Source organism: Nostoc sp. (assembly GCF_036917155.1).
GTDB lineage: Bacteria > Cyanobacteriota > Cyanobacteriia > Cyanobacteriales > Nostocaceae > Nostoc.
This window is the reverse complement of the sequence record NZ_JBALDZ010000080.1, coordinates 1-21170: the sequence shown is the minus strand read 5'-3', so window position 1 is coordinate 21170 and position 21170 is coordinate 1. Positions and strand designations below refer to the sequence as shown.

The following is a 21170-nucleotide window of genomic DNA, read 5'->3' as shown; positions in this document are numbered from 1 at the left end:
ATGATCGAATATGCCCAGCGAAAATCAAAGGGTTTCCAACTCAGAAACTGACGCTTTTTTTGTCTTTGTAGACAACGATGATACGTTTATCTTTGCAGATGACAATGGCAAACAAGCAACCAATGAAGTTGATAGGGGTTCCCAAGCGGTTCCAAACTCTCCATCAGCACCTGTAGCAGTTTGGAAAGTCTTGATCGTCGATGACGATGTATTAGTCCATCGAGCCACAATCCTGGCACTCGAAGATTGCACTTTTGAGAGTAAACCTCTGACGTTTCTCCATGCCCACTCTGGTACAGAAGCAAAGTATTTAATCCAGACACATCCAGATACGGCGTTAATTTTGCTGGATGTCGTTATGGAAACAGATGATGCTGGATTACAGTTGGTTCAATATATTCGCGCAGAATTACACAACCATCAAGTACGAATTATTCTACGTACAGGTCAGCCTGGAGAAGCACCGGAAGCCTCGGTGATTCTGGACTACGATATTAACGACTATCGGCTCAAAACAGAACTGACACGGCAAAAGCTGATTACAGTCGTGATTTCTTCCCTTCGTTCCTACGGTAATATCCTCAAAATAGAGAACCAAAATTCTGAACTAACCCTCGCCCTAGACCATCTTCAACAAACTCAAGCTCAACTAATTCAAGCAGAAAAAATGTCGTCTTTGGGGCAAATGGTTGCAGGAGTTGCTCACGAAATTAACAATCCCACAAACTTCATTTATGGCAACCTGTTTCATACAGAAACTTATATGCAGGGTCTGTTAAAACTCATCAAAACTTATCAAGAACATTATCCCACTCCAGTGCAGGCGATCCAAACTACAGCAGAGTCTATTGATTTACCCTTTTTGATGGAGGATTTACCTAAACTATTCGACTCAATGCAAGCTGGAGCTGAACGTATTAAACATATTGTTGAATCACTGCGTAACTTCTCCCGCTTAGATGAAGCGGAAATTAAACCAGTAGACATTCACTCTGGTATTGATAGTACACTGTTAATTTTACAGCACCGATTCCAAGCTAATGCTAACCGCCCAATGATCGCTGTGATTAAGGAATATGGTCAACTGCCTTTGGTTAACTGCTATGTCGGTGCCCTCAATCAGGTATTTATGAATATCTTGAGTAATGCAATTGATGCTTTGGAAATGGGGACTAGTAACTGGGGAATCACTTGTGAAACATTTTCCCTCCCGACAATTCGCATTCGCACTGAAATTCCGCATACTGATAGAGTGCAGATTCGCATTGCTGACAATGGTCTAGGCATGAGTGAATCAACACTTAAGAGAATATTTAATCCTTTTTTTACCACCAAGCCTGTGGGCAGTGGTACGGGTTTGGGATTATCGATTAGCTACTCGATTGTAGTGGAACAGCATGGAGGTCATTTAACTTGCTCTTCCGCACCAGGCAAAGGTACAGAGTTTGTCATCGATATTTTTATTTAAAGTTGAGTTCCCTGCATGGATTTTGGGGCAGTATCTTTCACTGTTGGCTATTTATTTTCATCATCAGACTGTAAACCCTGTAACCCACAGCGTACACCCGATAGCAACCCACAACATTGATTTGCCGAATGGCACTAAGAAAAGCCGAAACACTTATAGGTTAAGCGGTTTGCAATTGCTTGCGTAATTCATGCCGAGGTTTGGTCATTGACGACGTTGTTGAATGAGGGGAATGCAAATGATAAACTCAGCACCAACTCCTGGTTGCGAAATGCATTCTAAAGAACCGCCATGTCTTTCTGTGATAATTTGGTGACTAATAGCCAGCCCCATCCCCGTACCTCGTCCAACGGGCTTGGTCGTAAAAAAGGGATTAAATATTTGCTTGAAAGCATCTTCTGGTATTCCCAGTCCGTTGTCGGCAATGCGAATTGTGACTTGATTTGGCGCTAGTAATTGGGTACGAATATAAATTCGGGGATTATCCGTTAAATTGTGTTTTTTTGTTGCCCACCGACTTGTAACCAATGAATCTTCTAAAGCATCGATAGCATTCACTAAAATATTCAGAAATACTTGATTTAACTGCCCAGTATAACATTCAATCAAGGGAAGGTTGCCGTATTCTTTGAACAACTCAATTTTCGGGCGCTTGTCAGTAGCCTTGAGGCGGCTTTGGATGATCATTATCGTACTATCAATTCCCTGATGAATATCAACCTTTTTCATTTCCGCTTCATCTAAGCGTGAGAAAGTCCGCAATGATTGTACAATCTCTCGAATCCGCTCTGTTCCCATGATCATCGATTGGAATAATTTGGGTAAGTCTGACCTTAAGAAATCTAGTTCAATTAAATCTGCAAACTCATCAATTGCCTTGACTGATTGGGGATAATGTTTTTGGTAGATATCTAACAGTGAAAATAAATTTTGGGTGTATTCATGAGCCGGGTTCAGGTTGCCGTAAATAAAGCTAAGTGGGTTGTTGATTTCGTGTGCCACACCTGCAACTAGTTGACCCAAACTGGACATTTTTTCGCTTTGAATTAACTGAGTTTGGGTGTTTTGTAGTTTGTATAATGCTGTTTCTAGTTCTTGTGCTTGCTGTCGGAGGTCTGCTTCTGCTTGTTTACGTTCTGTGATATCTCGGAAATACCAAATTCTGCCGTAACAATCTCCAGTCGGCGAGCGCACTGCCGCAGAATAACGATCTAACGTCCGTCCATCCTTTAGCACAATTTCATCACGGCTGTTTTTCTCTGGATGCTGATACAGATATTCGACTTGAGCGAGAAATTCTGCTGGATTTTCTAGTAGGTCTAGGACACATTCTAGGAGTTGCCAGTCTGAACCAGTCTGGATTATTGCCGCAGGAATTTGCCATAAATAGGAGAAATGTTGATTGTATGATGCAATTTGACGATTTTCATCAATAATCAGAATGCCGTCGATTGAAGCTTCTTGTTGAGCTTGCAGCACAGCATTACTACGGCGCAGGGCAGCTTCTACCCGCTTTTGCTGTGTGAAATCACGAATAGTCCCAACTAAGAAATGATTACCTAGCTCATCTTCAAACAAACATTTTTTGGTCAGGCTTAAGTGTGTTACGCCATAGGAGTCTGTAAAAAATTCCTCATTTTCATCAGTTATGCCTGTAGTGAAAACCAGTTCATCTTTTTCCCAAAACACATCAGCTTCCGCTTTGGGAAAGAGATCATAGTCAGACTTGCCAATTAATTCTTCTTGGCTATGCCCGATGAAATTACAGAAGGCATCGTTAACTAGTATCCACTGATGTTGATGGTTTTTGACAAAAATTGGGTCAGATATACCGTTGATCATCCGCAGCAGAAAAGCCAGCGAGAAGTTTTGCTTGTCAAAGGAGTCATTGAGAGATTTGCAATCATTCATACGCTCAGTCGCATCTAAAATCAAGCTAAAACTTAAACTAATAGCTATGCGTGTGTCAGCCTTAGTGATATTTATTATTCCCAGAGTTTTTGCACATCATTTACAAAACGATTTTCAGTTGCAAGTTCGACAAACTAGTTGGTACTCAATACTGTCGGATTGCGGTGTAATGGTAAGAGCATTGCTGTATCAGGAAACTTGTCTAAAATTTGTTAAAAGCCCTGAGCGATCGCTAAAAGAGGTTCTCCCCAATTCTCCCGACGATGAACTGTTGCTAACAGAACCCGATATGATTCCCAGTCTAAACCTAGTAGTCTGGCAACCCAAAAATGTTATGTGGAGGCAGGCAGAGGAGCAGGGGTGCAGGAGTGCAGGGGTGCAGAGGAGAGTTCAATGTGCCAAGTTCAATCCCCTCTGCCCCTCTGCTCCTTTGCCTCTCTGCCCTTGGAGCTAGCCACGATGCAAAGTTTCCTTGGCGTACTACTAGATATTCCCTTGCCTTTACAGAGGAACTTTCTTAACTGAACCACATTGAGCCAATTGCGTAGGCGCAGCCCGTCGTAGACATCGCTGTTGCATTGGTTAATATATAGTCAAAGCAATTCACGCATGACCAATTTCATGAAATGGTTAAGGGAATCCCGTTATCTTTGGGTTTTAAATTGAGAATAAATGGAACGGCTTTCAATACCCAATCGGACACGGGTGTATAATTAGCAGCTTCTTCTCCAAAGCTAATAGAAAGCATATCTGTATGAATAATACCTGGATTCAGGGGTATGGCTGCCATACCAGTTGGCAATTCTTGTGCCAAAGAACGAGTTAACAAAGTCGCAAGTCGCAAGTCACAAGTCGCAAGTGAAGAACTCTCAAACCCCCCAGCTTCTATCAAACCGCAAGTATGTTAGGCAGGGGAAACGCATCTAATTTGTTTTGACAAAATGTAACTTATATGAATGCAGAAAAAGGGAAGTATTGTTAGGTTGATATCAATGCAATAGATGTATACAAAGAAGATTTGATGTAAAATCGGTTCTGTAAGAATCAATAAAATGGGGTGAAGTGGTATTCTCAATTCATTTGAATGAGACAAAATTTAGAAATGAAGCTACCACCAAAAATCACAATTGCAGATCATTTTAAAGATTTAGAAGACAAGAGAGTTGAGCGCACCAAAAAGCATAAATTAATTGATATAGTTACCATTGCGATTTGTGCAGTGATTTGTGGAGCAGATAGTTGGGTATTGATGGAGGCTTATGGAAAAATCAAACAAGAATGGCTCAAAAAATTTTTAGAATTACCAAATGAAATTCCATCTCATGATACATTCGCCAGAGTATTTGCGATAATAGAACCCCAACAATTTCAGAATAGTTTTTTGAATTGGATAAAATCTATAAATAAAATTACAGAAGGGGAGGTGATAGCAATAGATGGTAAGACATTAAGGCATTCTTATGATAAAGGAAAAGAGAAAGGTGCTATTCACATGGTAAGTGCGTGGGCTACTAATAACAGATTAGTGTTAGGACAATGTAAGGTAGAAGAAAAATCAAATGAAATTACAGCGATACCGGAATTAATCAAAGTATTAGATCTAGCCGGGTGTTTAGTAACAATTGATGCGATGGGATGTCAAAAAGAGATAGTAAAATCAATTGTAGAAAAGTCAGGTGAATATATTATTGCACTAAAGAAGAATCAAAGTAAGTTACATAATCAGGTAGAAGAAATATTCAAAACAGCTATATCTAAAGGGTTTGAGGGATTTAAGCATAGTGAATTTCATACAAATGAAGACGAACATGGAAGAGAAGAAATTCGTCATTATTTAATGCTATCAGACATAGAAGACAAAATAGATCCAGACAAGAAATGGGTAAATCTTCAAAGTGTAGGAATGGTAGAATACATACGAAAAGTCAATGGTAAAACCAAGGTTGAAACCCGTTATTATATTAGCAGTTTAATAAATGATGCTAAATTATTAGGAGAGTCAGTTCGCAGTCATTGGGGTATAGAGAACTCATTACATTGGATTTTAGATGTAGCTTTTAGAGAAGATGATTGTCGAATAAGGAAAGATAATGCGCCACAAAATTTTGCAGTTCTGCGTCATATAGCAGTTAATGCTTTAGGAAAAGAAAAGAGCAAAAAATTGGGAATTAAAAGCAAACAGTTTTGTGCAGCATTAGATAACGACTATTTAAATATGATTTTAGAATGTATCTGATAAAAGTAAGAATGTAGCATTGCTTAAAATATAAATTTATTTATTTTCTTCAGATTTTATGATGAAAGCTTAGATTTTTATGTCTAAACAGCTCAACATTAGCATATAGAAACTAACAACATGGATTCATTCTATAAAATAAATAATTACTATAGATTTATTCAAATTTTAAGGCACTCACCAAAATTTTATACGCATTTGAATTAAATTAAAGATTCTCTTATATTCTCATTCATTAAGATGGTATTTTGTCAAGACAATTTAGATGCGTTTCCCCTGAACAACACCCCAAGCAGTTCGCGCAGTATCTCTCGATTAGAAATGAATTCTTCGCCATAAAGTTCATCATTTTCCAGAGTAGCAAGTATGTATTCTCTTACCTCTGGTGTCGGCAGTCTAAACTTTTCAAGTATTCTTTCTCTTGCAGTTTTTACAACAATTTTCGTAGCTGTACCTAAATTCCAATTATTTAACAGCAATCGCACTTCTCTATTTAGAGAAATACGCAACGTTGTGAAACGTCCCAAAAGTTCTAGATTACCCACTAAGGAGCCAAGTGCTGACCCACAATCTAACCCAGCCCCAATATTTCCACCAACTTTCTCCTCAGCTTCAACACCTTTTCGCAACCATTCTTCATCAAATAACAAACCCATTGGATTTACTGCATTTTCTTGGTTAAAGGTGCTTTGATTTTCACTCTTGTCCTGCTGGCTCATTTACTTACCTTTGCTATCTTATTCAGGAGAACAAAAAACTCCATACTCAAAGTTATCCACAGGCATACATGGTATCCGGCGCACCAACGGCTGCTGTTAAAATTCTCAACCGCTTGAGTGCTGTCCAGTGACACCAAGTTCACAGATCAACCATGCTACCGACTTTCCTCTGTTTCAATAACTTATACAAAAGATTATACTTTTTCATCTGGGCAATGGGATTATGAAAAAAAATGCCCAGGAAATATAATTTTTTAGATTAGTTTATGCCCTTCATAATTATTCCCTTCATCATTTGAGTGTGATTGTGGCTATGAACTTCATTTTTTCGAGAACACAATTAAGGAAATGAAGTTGATGAGTAAACAGAAAAAAACTCTCCTTTCTGATGGAGCAGATCCAAAACACACTATTGTATTTGAGCATGGATTGATGGTCGATATTCAGTGCCCTAAACAAAAGAAGAAGAAAAACTTGCAAAATAAAAAATAGAAAGCTTGGGAAATAAAATCCAGCATCAGTCATGAAAAGCTTGTAGGGGATAGGGTATAGCGAATCCCACACTTAAAAGCAGGCGTTCCGTGAGCGTCAGAGGCTGTCGATCCCATTTCAGAAAAAAGCCCAAAAACAGGGCTTTTTTTCATCCCTATTTTTTTTCGTCAACCCTGCCACTTCCTTTGTGACACCCATCCTGTATAGCTTTGAGTGCTTTCAAGTGACACCAAGTTCATAATTTAACCATGCCGCTTTTTGTGACATTCCTTTAATAGCAAGGGTTCTAGAGTTTTACCCAATCTTGCCGCTTTCTGTGACATCTATACACAGTAAGGCTTTTAGATGTCACGGCAGACCTTGCTGCTTTTTTATGCCGCTTTGTGATCCGATGCAACAGTAAAATATAGATGACGTTTTAACTAAAATTCAGGCGGATCAACCAAAAAAAACCTCATTTACGCTCGCTAAACTCTTGGTAATTCCCCGTTGTGTCTATATTTGAATATGGTATGAATTAATGCTCATCTCTGCTGATACCAAAATTCCTTTTCCACGCTCCCTAGTTTATGCTACCTATCGTGACAAACTAGTTGAACTAGTTCCCTATATGCCAAACGTGCGTCAGATCGCACTTTTATCACGTAAGGAAGCAGGCAGTAATATTTATACTGTCAATGAATGGCACGGTGGCAGTGAAATTCCAGCAGCAGCAAGAGTTCTGCTCAGTGAAGATATGCTTTCTTGGACAGAATATAATACCTGGAATCAGGCAGATTTGACAGTTGAATGGCGTATTGAAACTCACGCTTTTACAGAAGCAGTTAAGTGTTCTGGCAAAAATCGCTTTTTGCAAGATGCTAATAGTACAGTAATTGAAAGCCGTGGTGAACTAGTGATTGACGCGAAACAAATCAAGGGAGTACCATTCTTTCTCACAAGTAGAATTGCTCATCTCGTTGAAGATTTTTTGGGGAAGAATGTACAACCAAACCTCGTAGCCATGAGCGCGGGAGTACGCCAGTATCTAGAGCAGAATCCATTAGGTTGATATACTGCTTTTCAATCTAATGGCACACTTGGTCATTTGAAAGACTAGCGTTGGACGGGGAGTAAATCAAACCAATCACAATTACGTTTTGTGTCCGGGTCTAAATCCCCGTCACAAGACGCGCTGCTTGATAGAACCTATGCAACTTAAACCACTTAATTACAGTAAATGTATTAAAAAAGCTAACTACTTACTATGCGTTCGCTATACTTGCTAACTCTAGCCATCGACTCAATTCTTTTTGGTTAATGATGCGTAACTTAGAGAAAGGAATACGGCCAGGACTTACGCAACTGGCACAATGCGATCGCTAGTTTGTAGTACATAAGTATTAATTAAATCTGATTTTGAAAGCTTTGTCTTCGTAATAGAAGTCGCTGTCTTGGAAGGACTATTGAAATGAAATATTCATGAGAAAATAGGTAGAGGTTGTATTAGATAAATTTTGCTAACGGTAATGAGATTTACTAAGCTTAGTTACTGCCAATATTTATTAAGTAGTCAAATTAATTATACAATTACCAATTTGGCGGAGCATTTAGAGAGTATTAGTCATGAGGCAATTAACTATTATTTGAAAAGAGAAAAATTAACACCTCGTTTACTATGGGATAACGTGAAAGAAGTAGTTGAACCTGATGAGAATGGTTACATAATATTTGATGATAGCGTTTTAGATAAAAGGTATTCTGAAGAAATAGAAATAGTCAGAAGACAATATAGTGGTAATGAGCATGGAACTCTTGCATAAATATTTTGTGGTATGATTAGAGGTTATTCTAATTTCAGTTTTTGGTAAAAGTTTTAAATTGTTTCGAGCGAGTATTATCAGGCGATGGCAACGAGAACACCGCAGGCAACCCTAACTAAAAAAAAAGGCAGCAAACGTTGTTTCAGTTATTGATTAATTACTGAAATTATTTGATAAATTTAATTTTTTAATCTATTTATATGGCTAATTCGTGATTATAAATTCCTGCAATTAAATTAGACCTTAAGCCAAAACGTCGGTGACGATTTCGATATCTATCAGACAAAATTTTAAATATCTTTAGACGACGATTTACGTGTTCAACAGTAATTCTTAATCGATTGAGTTCTCGATTATATTTCTTCTGTTCTTTCGCCAACTTTTTTCCATGAATGGCTTTTTAATTGGTGTTTCAGTGAATTGATGAATTTTACTAATTCCTTGATAGCCTTTATCCGCTATTACCTTGACCAATTCTCCAAATTTTATCCCACTATTTTTAAATAGTCTAAAATCATGCATTTTCCCTAAACCATGCGCTAAACAGATGATTTGACTAGTTTTTTGGTAGATAACTACCTGCGTTTTTAAAGTATGTTTTCCTTGCTTACCGCTAAAAAATCTTTTTTGTCCAATATGAGGTCTTTCAATTGGACTTTCCGTGACATCCATCACTACCAAATCTTCTTCAGATGACATAATACACAATTATTTTTTACCAGGCAGACTAAATTTTCTTGACCTAATTAAAATATTTTCAATTTGATAAACCCTCCGGCAGACTGCGGATTCCGAAAGCCCCCAGTCGAATCCAATATGATAATAAGTGCGATACTCTCGCCAATATTGGATAACCATTAAAACTTGGTCTTCAATAATTAGTTTAGGAGGACGACCTGGTTTCTTTTTATTTTGCTCATCAGCTTTAACTAAACTAACCATTAACTGAAAGGTTTGACGACTTACTCCGGTGAGTCGTTTAAATTTTTTTGAAGTCAGTTGTTTGGCTCTCCAAAATTTCACTGCTTATTATTGTCCTAATCGTAAATAGTCAAACGTTTGATTATATCACAAAAGACTTTTGCAAGAGTTCTAGTATGTAAGAATTCTTCACATATCCGGCAAATTACTTGTGATATTTTCAGGTAAATGGAGTACATATATAAAACCCAAAACCTTGTAGAGACGTAAAATTTTACGTCTCTACGTGTATTCGATTAAAGCGCAATCTGCTGTATTGTTAACTTAGCTGATTCCGAAACTTGTTAACACTAATAGTTAATAGAACAATAGCAAAACCAAGTAATGCTAACACATTTAACCACAGCACATCTAAACCAACTCCTTTGAGTAAAATACCTCTAACAATAGTAATGTAATGACGAAGTGGATTAAATAAAGAGAGGAATTGAAATAAAGGAGGCATGGATTCAATAGGAGATATTGCCCCAGAAGTTTGAATCATTGGTAAATTTATAAAAAAAGATGTGAGTAATACTTGTTGTTGAGAACCGCAAATAGTTGCCAACATAATGCCCAAACTAATTCCCACAAATACATACATACTTGATAAAGCAAGAAAGAGCAGGAAACTTCCACGAAAGGGTAGGCTAAATACGACTGTTCCCAAGGTTAAAGCTAGTAGTACATCTCCCATGAGCAGGAATGCCAACGGGATAATTTTAGCTAATAAAATTTCCCAGTTGCTAGAGGGAGTCATTAACAATTGCTCTAAAGTTCCTGTATCTTTCTCGCGCACAACGGTTACTGCTGATACTAATGTACCGATTAATGTCAGGACTAAACCCATAACTCCTGGTACGAAAAACCAGCTACTAGTAAGTCCAGGATTGTAAAGAAAAACGACTTCGGTTGATACTGGCGGACTGACTTGACCCTGTACCAAACTGAAATTATATTGTTGGATAATCTGATTAACATAGTTAGCAGCAATTCCGGCTGTATTTGCATTCACTCCATCGATGAATACTTGAATTTCTGCTGATTTTTTGGCTAGTTGGCGCGGAAAATCTGGTGGAATTATTAGTCCTACATCTAATTTACCTTCTTCTACTTGGCGGCTTAAATCTTTTTCACTTGTTGGAACACTTTCTAAGTTAAAAGTGTGATTGGATGTCATTGCTGAAACTAGTTCCCGACTGGTGGAGATATTGGCATAGTCAATTACACCCAGTCGTAAATTATGGACATCCGGGTTAAGCGCGAATCCGTAAAGCAATAATTGTACTGTTGGTGGCACAATTAATAAAACAATCAATTGCCTGTTTCGCAGAATTTGATTAATTTCTTTACGAACTAATGACCACAATGGACTATCAAATAATTGCAAAATATATTTCATATATGATTAAGGCTGATAACTAACTACCAATGACCAATGACTAATGACCAATGACCAATGACCAATGACCAATGACTATTGACTAATTTGCATTCGACTTAAAAGCCGACGCGCTACGTTGAAAAATACAAATCCTAAAATTGCAAGCATGAGTAAGTCAAACCAAACGCCTGTCCATCCTGTACCACGCACAAAAGCATCACGGGTGATATCAATGTAATAACGGGCAGGAAATATGTTAGGCGTTAGTGAAAGGGGGAAAGGAATATTACTGAGGGGATAAATAAAACCAGACAGCAATAAAGATGTAATAAAACCGACAAGAGAAACAATTTGCACTGCGGAATTTTGATTATTAGTGCGTACACCTATAAGTAAACCAAAGGAAACACTATCTATTAAAAATAGTAGAGTTCCTATTAATAAAGTAATCGGGTTACTAATTACGCCGATCTGAAAAATTATTGACCCTAATCCCATGACTACTAAAGCTTCTGTAATCGCAATTAGTAGGTAAGCTAGTCCTTTTCCAAGTAAAAGTTCGGTTGCACTAATGCTAGAAGCATAAACTTGTAGAATTGTACCTTTTTCTTTTTCACGCACCATTGCGATCGCAGTTAGCAATGAGGGGAAAATCCACAATACTACACCATAAGTTCCTGGCACAATGTACAGCGACTCCAATCTACCAGGGTTAAACCACAAGCGGATTCGCGGTGTAATAATACTTTTATCTGGTAGTAATCCTTGGTCTTGCATGAAAAAATTAGTTACTCTTTGAATGCTACCTCTAATTACACGAGCGTTATTAACATCTGTGGCATCGATTAATACTTGCACCTTTGCATTTCTACCCGCTTGAATATCTCGGCTAAATTGGGGAGGAATAATTACTGCGGCTTTAGCAATACTCTTGTCAATTGCATCCCGTGCCGGATTACCACCTGACCATTGTTTAGGTACAAATTGATTGGTGGCATACAACCGCTCAATATAGCTGCTACTCAGGTTTGTACGGTCAAAATCTTGGACAATCAGAGGAATATCTTTACTTTCTAAACGAATCGCAAACCCAAAAATTAATAAAGTCAAAAATGGTAATAAAAATGCTAAACCTAAAGTTAAGCGATCGCGCCGAAATTGCGCTATCTCCTTCACACATTGGGAAAAAATTCTTTTCATTATTTATTCTCAGTTTTCATGTTCCTAATCCCCTACCGCACGTTCAACGATACCAATAAAAGCATCTTCCAAAGAGAAAGGAATGGGACGCAGAGATTCAATAGTCATGTGTGCGGATTTTAAAAGCTGAGTTATTTCGGGAATTTCTGCTTCCGGGTGATCAAGAACAACGTGTAAACTATCGGCAAAAATCGAGACACGCCACGAATCAAGATGTTGTTTAAGTATCTTGGAGGCGGCTTGATTTTGGTTCACAATAATCTCTATAAGTTGTCCTGGTTGAGAAGCTTTGATAGAACTAGGTGAACCTTCGGCGGCAATTTCTCCGGCTACCATAAAACTCATACGGTTACACTGTTCAGCTTCTTCTAAATAGTGCGTTGTCACCAAAATAGCTGTACCATTGCGAGCAAAGTCATTAATTAGCTTCCAAAACTGACGACGGGCTAAAGGATCTACCCCGGATGTCGGTTCATCGAGAAATAAAATATCTGGTTCGTGCATTACAGAAGCGCCAAAAGCTACTCGCTGCTTCCAACCACCGGGTAATTGTCCGGTAAGCATCTGTTCTTGTCCCTCTAAGCCACAGGTAGCAATTACCCAATCAATCTTTTCTCGCCTAAGTTTGCGGGGTACGCTGTAAATCCCGCTATAAAATTCTAGGTTTTGCAGAATTGTCAGATCGTCGTAAAGAGTGAATTTCTGGCTCATATAACCTATACGTCGCCGTAAGTCACGACTACGCAGATTTCCTGTTTCACCACCAAGGGAAATTTCCCCGCCACTAGCTGCTAGTAATCCACACAGCATTTTGATAGTAGTTGTTTTTCCGGCTCCATTTGCACCTAAAAGCCCGAATATTTCGCCATAGCGGACTTCGACATTAACGTTTTTGACTGCCTGGAAGTTACCAAATACACGGTTGAGATTGTGGGCGTAAATAGCGATTTGCTCAGAAGAATTTTGAGGTTTGAATTGTTGCCTATTTCCCCCACGAGAACGAGGAAAAGACAAAAACGCTGGTGCTGAACCTTGTTGTCGTAGACGGGTGACAAAGACGTTTTCTAAGGTGGGTTCGCCACGTTCAATACTGGGGTGAGGCTGTTGTAGTATTTGATTTACCTGGATTTCACCGAGAGTTACATCTTGAACGAGAACATCCAAGCGATCGCCAAATGTCTGGACATCGACTATATTTGTCTGCACATTCTGCAAGAGAAGTTTCTCGGCTATCTCTAGATTTGCTGTTCTGACTTCTAGGCGATGTAAGCCTAAATTGGCGCGTAATGCTGCCGGTGTACCAATTTCGTGAATCTGACCACTATACATCAGTGCGACGCGATCGCAGCGTTCAGCTTCATCTAGATAAGGTGTGGCGACAACAATGGTCATCCCATCGGCAGAAAGTTCTGCTAATACATCCCAAAATTCCCGTCGGGAAACTGGATCAACCCCTGTGGTAGGTTCATCTAATAACAGCACTTCCGGTTGGGAAACCAAGGCACAACACAGCGCCAGCTTTTGTTTCATCCCGCCGGAAAGTTGACCCGCCAAGCGATCGCCAAACTGTTCCAAACTCATTAATTTTAAGTATTTCTGGCGGCGTTCCCGCAATAAATCATCACTTACTTGGCGCAATCCCGCCGCATAACGCAAGTTTTCATCAATGCTGAGATCCAAATACAAGGAAAACTGTTGTGTGAGATATCCTGTCCTTAAACGTGCGTCTCTTGCCGGCTGACCAAATACTTGCACTTCTCCAGCCGTTGCTTCCATCACCCCGCCTAAGATGTGAAAGGTAGTAGTTTTACCAGCACCATCAGGGCCAATTAACCCAAACATCTCACCCTGATTGACAGTAAAATCAATTCCCCGGACAGCGATTAGTTGTCCATAATGTTTATCTAAATTACTAACTTTAATAGTAGTGGTTGAGTGACTAGATAATTGTGGTGGTTTAGGAGTTGATAATTTCATTTGCCGACCTCTTTACCCTGCAACGCAATCTCTGCATCTGCTGGCATTCCAATTTTGGCACAGGGCAAATCTGCACCAGAGTAGGGGTTTTCTGGGTTAAAGCAGCCAGAAGGGTTTTCTAACTGAATCCGCACCCCTACTACTTGTCTGACCCGATCTTTTTGGAAGTAGATATTCTCTGGGGTAAAAGAGGCTTGAGGATCAACAGAAATAACTTTGCCCATGAGGGGTTTTTCCGGCGCAGAATCAACAAAGATTTTGGTTGTTTGTCCTAAACGCACTTTCCCAATATCGCCTTCGGGAATAAAACCTCGCAAATATACTGTTTTGGGGTCAACTACTGTCAAAATCTTGGTTTGACTGCTAACTACAGTCCCGATCTCTGCACTACGGGCAGTTACTACCCCATCCAAAGGACTAACAACATTTAAATCTTTTTTCGAGTCTTCTATTTGGGTCAGGATTTGCTGTTTTGATGATAAGGCATCTTTGACTTTGGCCTGAGCAGATTTTACCTTTGCTTGGGCAGATTTTAGTTGAGCAAAGCTCTGATCTTTTTTTCTGTTTAACGCTTCTATTTGGGCATTGCGAATACCAGGATTGAAACTTGTAGTTTTCGCTTGGGTTAATGCCCCGACAACAGCGCGTAATTGTTCTTGTCCAGCATTTACTGCTGCTCTTCGTGCTTCTAGGGTGGCTACTGCTGTGTCAAAGGTGGTTTGTGCTTGGTCAAATTGTTGTTGATTAATAGCCCCGTCTTTGACCAGTTTGGCATAGCGATCGCGATTCATTTCCGCTAATTTTACTTCTGCTAGTGCCTGCTTTGTCTGTGCCTGCGCTTGTAATAATTGTGCCTTGGCTGCCGCTACGTTAGATAGTGCCTGTTGAACTCGTCCTTGGGTATCTCCTTGGGATTGGTGAAAATTAAGTTTTGCTTCACTGATTTGGCTATCAATTTGTTCAATCCCACTTTCCACTTGAGTAGCATCGGAAATTGCTTGCTGTTCATCAGATTGAGCAGATGCAACCCTAGCTTCAGCACCCCGCAGTTGTTCTTGTAGCAGTTGGTCGTTGCTGTCATCCAACTTGATTAATTCTTGCCCCTTTTTTACTGCTGCCCCTTCCCGAACTGCAATTGAAACAATTCTTCCCGAACGCTTCACCCCAATCTCAGTTTCGTAACCCTCAATCCTTCCACTCACCTTCAGTACATTTGCTGCTCCTTGTTGTTGACTATGCCACAGGAAATAACTGATACCACTTGCTATAACCAGCAACCCTAATAACAAAATCGGTTTCTTCCGTTTCTGCTTAGATGGTGGCACTGGAACATTTATAATCCCTTCTGGAGATGTTGAGGCAGTCTGAGTCATGATACCACCCTATATTTTTATCATTAAATATTTACTGGAATTATCATACTAGACTGTATGGTATGATTCTCCCAGAGACAATAAATATGTAAAAAAATTTACGTCAAATATGCCCAAAACCTCTGGTTCCCAACCTGAAACTTTATCTCGTTTAAGAGCCATGACTCAAAAACAGGAGCAAATTTTACAAGGAGCCATGCAGGTATTCTTGAGAGATGGCTATGCTGGAACCAGTATGGATCGGGTAAGTGCGGAAGCTGGAGTATCCAAGCAGACAATATACAGTCACTTTCAAGATAAAGAAGGACTATTTAAGGCGTTGATCGAAAGGGTAACAATTGCTAGTTTCCAGGGGATTTTTTGTACAGAAGATTTGCATGGTGAGCCAACGATTTTATTGCGTGAAATTGCTGAAACCTATCTAACGAAAGTTGCCGAGAATCCTGAATACTTAGCACTATTCCGCTTGATTATTACCGAGTCGCAACGCTTTCCAGAATTAGCAAAATTATATACTCAAACAGTGATTCAACGTGGACGGCTATTACTAAGCCAGTATTTAGCTTCTCATCCAGAATTACGCATTAGTGACCCAGAAGCAACAGCACAAATCTTTTTTGGTTCGCTGGTATCCTATGTGATGGTGCAGGAAATGCTCTATGGCAAAGAAATGATGCCATTGTCACGCGATCGCATTTTAGATAGTTTAATGAGTTTCCTACTTGCCCACACAAACAAATGATGTCTTATGTCACAATACCTTCGCCAAAACAAGAGTATGAAGAGAGAGGGCACTTTGTAGTAGAGTTGTTGTCTTACCAAACGACAACTCTACTACAATTCGGCCATGTTCGACATCCTATCACTCTCACTCATTGACCAAACTCTTGACAGTAAGTATCCTCAAACTCTAGCACCACGCCGCAACGCTCATCAATTCTCTGGGTTCTGAGCATACTATGTAGATTCCATTGGGATTGTTGACCATTGACGGTTCACAGTTAAAATCCTAAACTACAAATCTTGTAGTACACTAGCACTAGTCTCATGATCTAAGTCCCTCACCATTTAGTAGAATGCTTTGGTAGCAATTCTTTATCCCCCATTAACGCAAAAATAATTGATAACTTTTTAACATTACTGTCTGTTTGCCCCATTTTCTCAATATTCACAATATGAATATCGACCGATTGCATTCATACCTCTGTACAAGTACTGGAAATATTGATTGTAGCGAAGCGACTTCACCTTGGATCGTCTAAGCACTCATTACCATTCATCCCGCAACCACTCCAACCCCATCCGCAACGCTGCCTCCGCCGTGTAATAAATCTTTTGTTCCCCGAATATCCCACCCGTGCGGCTGATGATACGGAATTCCCAGCAATGCCCTGGTGTGTAAAAAACCATTAGGATACTGCTGTTGACACAGAGTACCGTGTAAACTTTCACTTGGGACATTTACTGCTGTTGTGGGTGTGATGATGTATTTTAATTGTGTGGGATTTCTCACCCAATCAACCCCAAATGTCGATGGAATACTTCAACAGCATTCGCCACACCATCTTCATCCCGAATCTTCTCACCCAACTCTTGTGCTTTCTTTCGCATCACCTCATCGCCCAGTACTACTTCAATCGCTGCTGCTAAAGTTTTATCTGACAGTTTCTTGTACGGTATCGGCGCAGGGCTGACTCCCAACCGAGTTAGCTTTTCACCCCAAACTGGCTGATCTGCAAAAAAGGGTACAGTAATTGATGGTGTCCCCGCACGTAACACTGCTGCCGTTGTACTAGCTCCTCCGTGATGTACTACTGCTGGCACTTGAGGAAATAACCAATCATGCGGAACTTCCTTGATCACAAACACTCGTAGCGAATCTTTTATATTCACTGTTCTTCCAACGTCGCCCCAGCCTGACAATATAATCCCGCCTTGATGTGTTTTCTTTAAGGCTTCCACGATATAGTGTGTGAGATATTCTGGATTGGGCATTGTCATGCTCCCAAATCCAAAACACAAAGGTAATTGCTTTCGTCCCAAAAAATCCTCTAGTTCCAGAGGTGGCTCATATTCGGAGGCTTGGTCAATAAACCAAAAACCAGTTACATACACCCATGCAGGCCAGTCACGGGGTCTTGGGATGACGTGCGAACTAAATCCATACAGTACAGGGATTCGTGATACATTTGCCGGAGTCTTCTGTCTGAAGCGTCTGCCGAAATATGGTAGAGGCGGCAATTTCAAAGTTTCTGTTCTGAAGTGATTGAGCAGTTGACGATATCTTTGCCAGTGCAAAAACTCTACTAGTAAGTAGCTGCCATAATTTATCACTTTCTTTAGCGGGTTTTTAGTTATTTGAGCAAATCTCAAAAACCCAAACATCCCTGTGGGAGTCAACGGTAGAACTGATGCAAAAAAGCAGGGTACGCCTAATTTCTCTGCGATGTGATATCCAAAGGTAGCTAACGGCGTGTAAATAATTACCTCACTTCCCTGACACGCACTCCAAGCTGATTCCAACTGTTGAAGTAAAAGCTTATCTCCCTCTTCTTTTTTCAACTTTTCTCCCGCAATCAATCGCTGCCCTTGCTTGGATTGCAAAAACTCTTCCATATTGCCAGCGATCGGCGCAAACTTTAAATCGAACTTCTTCACAAATGGTTCAAAGTTCTCATGGGTTGCTACGGTTACTTCATGCCCCGCACGTTTCAAGCCAATAGCCAAGGCACAATAGGGTTGCAAGTCTCCCCTTGAACCTACTGTTAGAATCGTAATCTTCAGTTTTCGACTTGGTGCTATAGGTAGACTTTGGCTCAAATGCTTTTTCAAAAATGAAAACTCCAGTATCCAAAAATTGTACTAATTTCCTGTACCTATCTATCAAGACACTACAATTAAGACAAAGAACTTCATCAACCTTAAACAAGTGACATTTGGCAGTTTTATGATTAATGCTCTAGTTGAGGAATTCGTTGAAAAAAGTAACCACTTCCTCTTGCAGTGAGTATATATTCTGGATTTTCCAGATCATCTTCTAACTTCGAGCGCAAACGTGAGATATGCACATCCACCACACGAGTATCTGCATGTTGTTCTGCACTATAACCCCATACTTGCTGCAATATTTCTCCACGGGTAAAAGATTTGCCGGGATAGCTCATCAATAACTCTAGTAAGCTGTACTCTACACCCGTTAATGTAATCCGCTCACCTGCTTTGTAGACTTGTCGCTTATTGGTATCAATTTTGAGATTGTCTACAACCATTACTCCCAAATTAGAAATAGCAGCAGTAGTTGCTGTATCGTTTCTTCGTCGCAGCAACGAGCGAATTCTTGACTCTAATTCCTTGGGAGTATTGGTTTCGCCATATAGTCATCAGCCCCTAATTCCAGCCCAGTGATTCGATCTGCTACATCTCCCAAGGCTGTAAGCATGATAATTGGCACATCTGATTGTTTCCGTAATTCTTGACAGACACCGTAACCATCCAGCTTTGGCATCATCACATCCAGAACGATTAAGTCGGGAGTTTCTTTACGAAAGGCTGACAAAGCTTCTTCACCATCACTAGCTGTAACTACGCTGTAGCCAATCATCTCAAGACGCGTCTGTAAAATTCGACGGATGCTGGCTTCGTCATCAACTACTAGGATTGTGCCTTTATCACCTGATAAGTTTCTCAACGCTGTTCCTAATGAGCGAGAACTCTCAACCATCCATTATCTGCTTATTAGGAGTCAAAAACGCAATCACATTTTTGACCTACAGTCATGAGGAAAGAAGTGATCGCTTTAAGGCATCTGCCCGAAAAAGAGATTTATATCGAAAAAGATAAATTCTTACAATTTGGGACTCGTATTTTCCATCGTTTTGCAGTAGAGTGTTTATTCCGTGCAAATTATTTATACCTAACTTCTCCCAAATTTACTCATCCAAATTTTTGAGCCAATGCCTTCAAGGGAACAGCCAATGAAAACTTCTAATGATATAGATACCAAGAAGATCATCAAAAAATCCGACAAGCTTACCCTGAGACAGATGAAGTTAATCGAGGAGGCAGAAGACAAACTTATTGAAGCTAATACTGTCAATTCTCCAGCCCCTGTGGTTGAGGTTGAGGAGAAACCAGTAGCGATTTCAGAGCCTAGAGTTCCTGACTATATTCCGCTCCTTGACAACCCTCCAGTACAATCTGTGGGAAATTCCGGCTGGCAAGTGTCTGATGTCTGGCGAGATATTCGGGTGGATGATTTCTGTAGTTGATGGTAGCGAAAAGCAAGTGCCCAGCGTACCAGATCGCTGACAAAATCAAGTTCAAGTTTCATGTTCACTCTGATTAAGATATAGGTATTTGACCTCAAGGGTGTCGATACTCATGGTGCAAGACCAGATTTTGCTGAATGATTGGCATGTAATAGCCCGCTCGCAAGACTTCCAACCTGGAACAGTACAGCACAAGCGTTTATTAGGCTCAGATTTAGTACTCTGGCATAATGGCGACAAAGTTCTAGCTTGGCAAGACCTTTGCCCTCATCGTGGCGCTCGTCTTTCTTTGGGATATGTCAATAAACAGACCCAAGTTTTGTTCGTACCACGGTTTAGCCTTTAACAGCGAAGGTAAATGTATACTAGCTCCAGCTAATCCAGACCAATCGCCTCCCGCACGAGCTTGTGTTAAAACTTACCAACTTCTTGAGCGTTACGATTTGCTCTGGGTTTGTTTAGGAACACCAAAACAAGATATAGCTCCATTTTCTGAGTGGGACGATCCGGTTTATCGCAAAATTTTCTGTGGCCCCTACCACTATCACTCTAGCCCGCTGCGGACGCTGGAAAATTTTATCGATCCGGCACACTTCCCAATTATGCATTCGGGATTATTCGCCCACGCTAGTCGTCCTGAGTTGACGCATTATGAATTAGAGTCTCTTCCAGATCAGATTGGTTTCAAATGTGGTTTGTGGGAACTAGATTTTAGTTCGGCTAATCCGAAAGAAGCGCCAATGATTTTCAACACTTACCATTACCGTATCTTCCGTCCGCTAGTGGCATACTTTAAACTCGGGCCTGGAGAGCATCGTCTAAATGTCTTCTATACAATTACGCCAGTCGATGAAGATGAGTGCGTGGCCCAATATTGGTTAATGGTAAACAGCGCCCGTGAAATTCCAGTTGAAGTCTATCTAAATATTCAAAATCTTGTTGCTAGTCAAGATATTGCCATTGTCAATTCCCAGCAACCCCGACGCTTACCTTTAAATCTGCAAGCAGAAGTACATTTACCGAGCGATCGCTATTCTATTGCATACCGTCAGTGGCTCAAACAACAGGGTATTACTTTCGGCACCATTTAGAACTTTGTTATGCTTTGCTCCCCCGACATTGTTTGTATTGTGAGTTTGCTTCCTTAGTGAAATTTTTTCAACGTCATAATAAGTGGGGGTTCGCAGATCAAGTGAAATTGTGCCATTCTAGTCTGCGGCAAAATTTCACTAAGCCTGCGAATTTAAAGTATTATTTTATACTTAAACTACTGAGATGCGTGGAGAAAAGGTTTTTATCGTATTTAATATCGGATAAAAGATAAGGGAGGTGTTAAACAGCCTTAGTCCATTGATGATTTCACATCATGCTTCATACAAG

17 protein-coding genes and 4 pseudogenes are annotated in these 21170 nt (G+C 40.0%); 9 read left to right on the top strand and 12 right to left on the bottom strand.

Translation table 11 applies throughout. From position 1 onward, the window contains the following. Positions 1-10 precede the first annotated feature (10 nt). Entirely contained in the window at positions 11-1468 is a 1458-nt protein-coding gene (locus tag V7K67_RS12595; protein ID WP_334732976.1) for an ATP-binding protein, read from the top strand. Between the two features lie 204 nt (positions 1469-1672). Here the strand turns inward: V7K67_RS12595 and V7K67_RS12590 are convergent, their stop codons facing one another. The 3 genes and pseudogenes from V7K67_RS12590 to V7K67_RS12580 form a co-directional block, all read right to left on the bottom strand. Continuing rightward, positions 1673-3379, bottom strand: a complete 1707-nt coding sequence (locus tag V7K67_RS12590) for a PAS domain-containing sensor histidine kinase (RefSeq protein ID WP_335166791.1) — start codon at positions 3377-3379, stop codon at positions 1673-1675. 149 nt (positions 3380-3528) lie between these two features. Beyond that, positions 3529-3687: pseudogene (locus V7K67_RS12585) on the bottom strand (non-hydrolyzing UDP-N-acetylglucosamine 2-epimerase); the annotation flags it as partial. A 311-nt stretch (positions 3688-3998) separates the two neighbouring features. Continuing rightward, positions 3999-4223, bottom strand: a complete 225-nt coding sequence (locus V7K67_RS12580; protein WP_335166789.1) for a hypothetical protein — start codon at positions 4221-4223, stop codon at positions 3999-4001. A 258-nt stretch (positions 4224-4481) separates the two neighbouring features. Between V7K67_RS12580 and V7K67_RS12575 the strand changes: the two genes are divergently transcribed. Beyond that, on the top strand, positions 4482-5615 hold the full coding sequence (locus tag V7K67_RS12575; protein ID WP_335166793.1) for an ISAs1 family transposase: 1134 nt from the start codon (positions 4482-4484) through the stop codon (positions 5613-5615). 251 nt (positions 5616-5866) lie between these two features. On the opposite strand, the gene V7K67_RS12570 is transcribed toward V7K67_RS12575, so the two are convergent. Then, positions 5867-6334, bottom strand: a complete 468-nt coding sequence (locus V7K67_RS12570; protein WP_335166787.1) for a hypothetical protein — start codon at positions 6332-6334, stop codon at positions 5867-5869. A 357-nt stretch (positions 6335-6691) separates the two neighbouring features. On the opposite strand from V7K67_RS12570, the gene V7K67_RS12565 reads away from it, so the two are divergent. From V7K67_RS12565 to V7K67_RS12555, 3 genes and pseudogenes are all read left to right on the top strand, one after another. Next, complete coding sequence (locus V7K67_RS12565) at positions 6692-6826, top strand: hypothetical protein (protein ID WP_335166785.1); 135 nt, start codon at positions 6692-6694, stop codon at positions 6824-6826. Positions 6827-7346: 520 nt separating this feature from the next. Beyond that, the gene (locus V7K67_RS12560) at positions 7347-7877 is read left to right on the top strand and encodes a hypothetical protein (protein ID WP_335166783.1); all 531 of its coding nucleotides are present in this window, start codon (positions 7347-7349) and stop codon (positions 7875-7877) included. A 457-nt stretch (positions 7878-8334) separates the two neighbouring features. Beyond that, positions 8335-8622, top strand: a pseudogene (locus V7K67_RS12555) (IS701 family transposase); the annotation flags it as partial. A 202-nt stretch (positions 8623-8824) separates the two neighbouring features. On the opposite strand, the pseudogene V7K67_RS12550 reads toward V7K67_RS12555, so the two are convergent. The 5 genes and pseudogenes from V7K67_RS12550 to V7K67_RS12530 form a co-directional block, all read right to left on the bottom strand. Then, a pseudogene (locus tag V7K67_RS12550) lies at positions 8825-9651 on the bottom strand (IS5 family transposase). Positions 9652-9868: 217 nt separating this feature from the next. Next, positions 9869-10990 carry an ABC transporter permease gene (locus V7K67_RS12545; RefSeq protein WP_179069859.1) on the bottom strand — a complete coding sequence of 374 codons (1122 nt, stop codon included), beginning with the start codon at positions 10988-10990 and terminating at the stop codon, positions 9869-9871. A 75-nt stretch (positions 10991-11065) separates the two neighbouring features. Further along, on the bottom strand, positions 11066-12172 hold the full coding sequence (locus V7K67_RS12540) for an ABC transporter permease (protein ID WP_179069858.1): 1107 nt from the start codon (positions 12170-12172) through the stop codon (positions 11066-11068). Between the two features lie 24 nt (positions 12173-12196). Continuing rightward, a complete protein-coding gene (locus tag V7K67_RS12535; protein WP_335166779.1) occupies positions 12197-14149 on the bottom strand; it encodes an ATP-binding cassette domain-containing protein in 1953 nt (650 codons plus the stop codon). Further along, on the bottom strand, positions 14146-15522 hold the full coding sequence (locus V7K67_RS12530; protein WP_335166777.1) for an HlyD family secretion protein: 1377 nt from the start codon (positions 15520-15522) through the stop codon (positions 14146-14148). Before V7K67_RS12530 ends, V7K67_RS12535 begins: the two co-directional genes overlap by 4 nt. Before the next feature lie 109 nt (positions 15523-15631). Between V7K67_RS12530 and V7K67_RS12525 the strand changes: the two genes are divergently transcribed. After that, a complete protein-coding gene (locus V7K67_RS12525; RefSeq protein WP_335166775.1) occupies positions 15632-16264 on the top strand; it encodes a TetR/AcrR family transcriptional regulator in 633 nt (210 codons plus the stop codon). 534 nt (positions 16265-16798) lie between these two features. On the opposite strand, the gene V7K67_RS12520 is transcribed toward V7K67_RS12525, so the two are convergent. The 3 genes and pseudogenes from V7K67_RS12520 to rpaB all read right to left on the bottom strand — a co-directional run bounded on the left by V7K67_RS12520 (position 16799) and on the right by rpaB (position 19243). Beyond that, positions 16799-17035, bottom strand: a complete 237-nt coding sequence (locus V7K67_RS12520) for a hypothetical protein (protein WP_335166773.1) — start codon at positions 17033-17035, stop codon at positions 16799-16801. After that, positions 17032-18354, bottom strand: coding sequence for a glycosyltransferase (locus V7K67_RS12515; protein ID WP_335166771.1), 1323 nt, complete (start codon positions 18352-18354; stop codon positions 17032-17034). The genes V7K67_RS12520 and V7K67_RS12515 overlap by 4 nt, the downstream gene beginning before the upstream one ends. A gap of 119 nt (positions 18355-18473) precedes the next feature. Continuing rightward, positions 18474-19243: pseudogene (gene rpaB / locus V7K67_RS12510) on the bottom strand (response regulator transcription factor RpaB). A 253-nt stretch (positions 19244-19496) separates the two neighbouring features. Between rpaB and V7K67_RS12505 the strand changes: the two are divergent. The 3 genes from V7K67_RS12505 (at position 19497) to V7K67_RS12495 (ending at position 20881) form a co-directional block, all read left to right on the top strand. Further along, entirely contained in the window at positions 19497-19790 is a 294-nt protein-coding gene (locus tag V7K67_RS12505; RefSeq protein ID WP_335166769.1) for a hypothetical protein, read from the top strand. A 112-nt stretch (positions 19791-19902) separates the two neighbouring features. Beyond that, complete coding sequence (locus V7K67_RS12500) at positions 19903-20136, top strand: Rieske (2Fe-2S) protein (RefSeq protein ID WP_335166767.1); 234 nt, start codon at positions 19903-19905, stop codon at positions 20134-20136. Continuing rightward, complete coding sequence (locus V7K67_RS12495; protein ID WP_335166765.1) at positions 20087-20881, top strand: hypothetical protein; 795 nt, start codon at positions 20087-20089, stop codon at positions 20879-20881. Before V7K67_RS12500 ends, V7K67_RS12495 begins: the two co-directional genes overlap by 50 nt. Positions 20882-21170 lie beyond the last annotated feature (289 nt).

What these genes read in the sequence shown, in the direction of transcription:
- V7K67_RS12590 (WP_335166791.1), bottom strand. Translation starts at nt 3,379, where the DNA reads ATGAATGATTGCAAATCTCTCAATGACTCCTTTGACAAGCAAAACTTC.
- V7K67_RS12530 (WP_335166777.1), bottom strand. Translation starts at nt 15,522, where the DNA reads ATGACTCAGACTGCCTCAACATCTCCAGAAGGGATTATAAATGTTCCA.
- V7K67_RS12595 (WP_334732976.1), top strand. Translation starts at nt 11, where the DNA reads ATGCCCAGCGAAAATCAAAGGGTTTCCAACTCAGAAACTGACGCTTTT.
- V7K67_RS12560 (WP_335166783.1), top strand. Translation starts at nt 7,347, where the DNA reads ATGCTCATCTCTGCTGATACCAAAATTCCTTTTCCACGCTCCCTAGTT.
- V7K67_RS12535 (WP_335166779.1), bottom strand. Translation starts at nt 14,149, where the DNA reads ATGAAATTATCAACTCCTAAACCACCACAATTATCTAGTCACTCAACC.
- V7K67_RS12540 (WP_179069858.1), bottom strand. Translation starts at nt 12,172, where the DNA reads ATGAAAAGAATTTTTTCCCAATGTGTGAAGGAGATAGCGCAATTTCGG.
- V7K67_RS12565 (WP_335166785.1), top strand. Translation starts at nt 6,692, where the DNA reads ATGAGTAAACAGAAAAAAACTCTCCTTTCTGATGGAGCAGATCCAAAA.
- V7K67_RS12495 (WP_335166765.1), top strand. Translation starts at nt 20,087, where the DNA reads ATGTCAATAAACAGACCCAAGTTTTGTTCGTACCACGGTTTAGCCTTT.
- V7K67_RS12570 (WP_335166787.1), bottom strand. Translation starts at nt 6,334, where the DNA reads ATGAGCCAGCAGGACAAGAGTGAAAATCAAAGCACCTTTAACCAAGAA.
- V7K67_RS12575 (WP_335166793.1), top strand. Translation starts at nt 4,482, where the DNA reads ATGAAGCTACCACCAAAAATCACAATTGCAGATCATTTTAAAGATTTA.
- V7K67_RS12545 (WP_179069859.1), bottom strand. Translation starts at nt 10,990, where the DNA reads ATGAAATATATTTTGCAATTATTTGATAGTCCATTGTGGTCATTAGTT.
- V7K67_RS12505 (WP_335166769.1), top strand. Translation starts at nt 19,497, where the DNA reads ATGAAAACTTCTAATGATATAGATACCAAGAAGATCATCAAAAAATCC.
- V7K67_RS12525 (WP_335166775.1), top strand. Translation starts at nt 15,632, where the DNA reads ATGCCCAAAACCTCTGGTTCCCAACCTGAAACTTTATCTCGTTTAAGA.
- V7K67_RS12500 (WP_335166767.1), top strand. Translation starts at nt 19,903, where the DNA reads ATGGTGCAAGACCAGATTTTGCTGAATGATTGGCATGTAATAGCCCGC.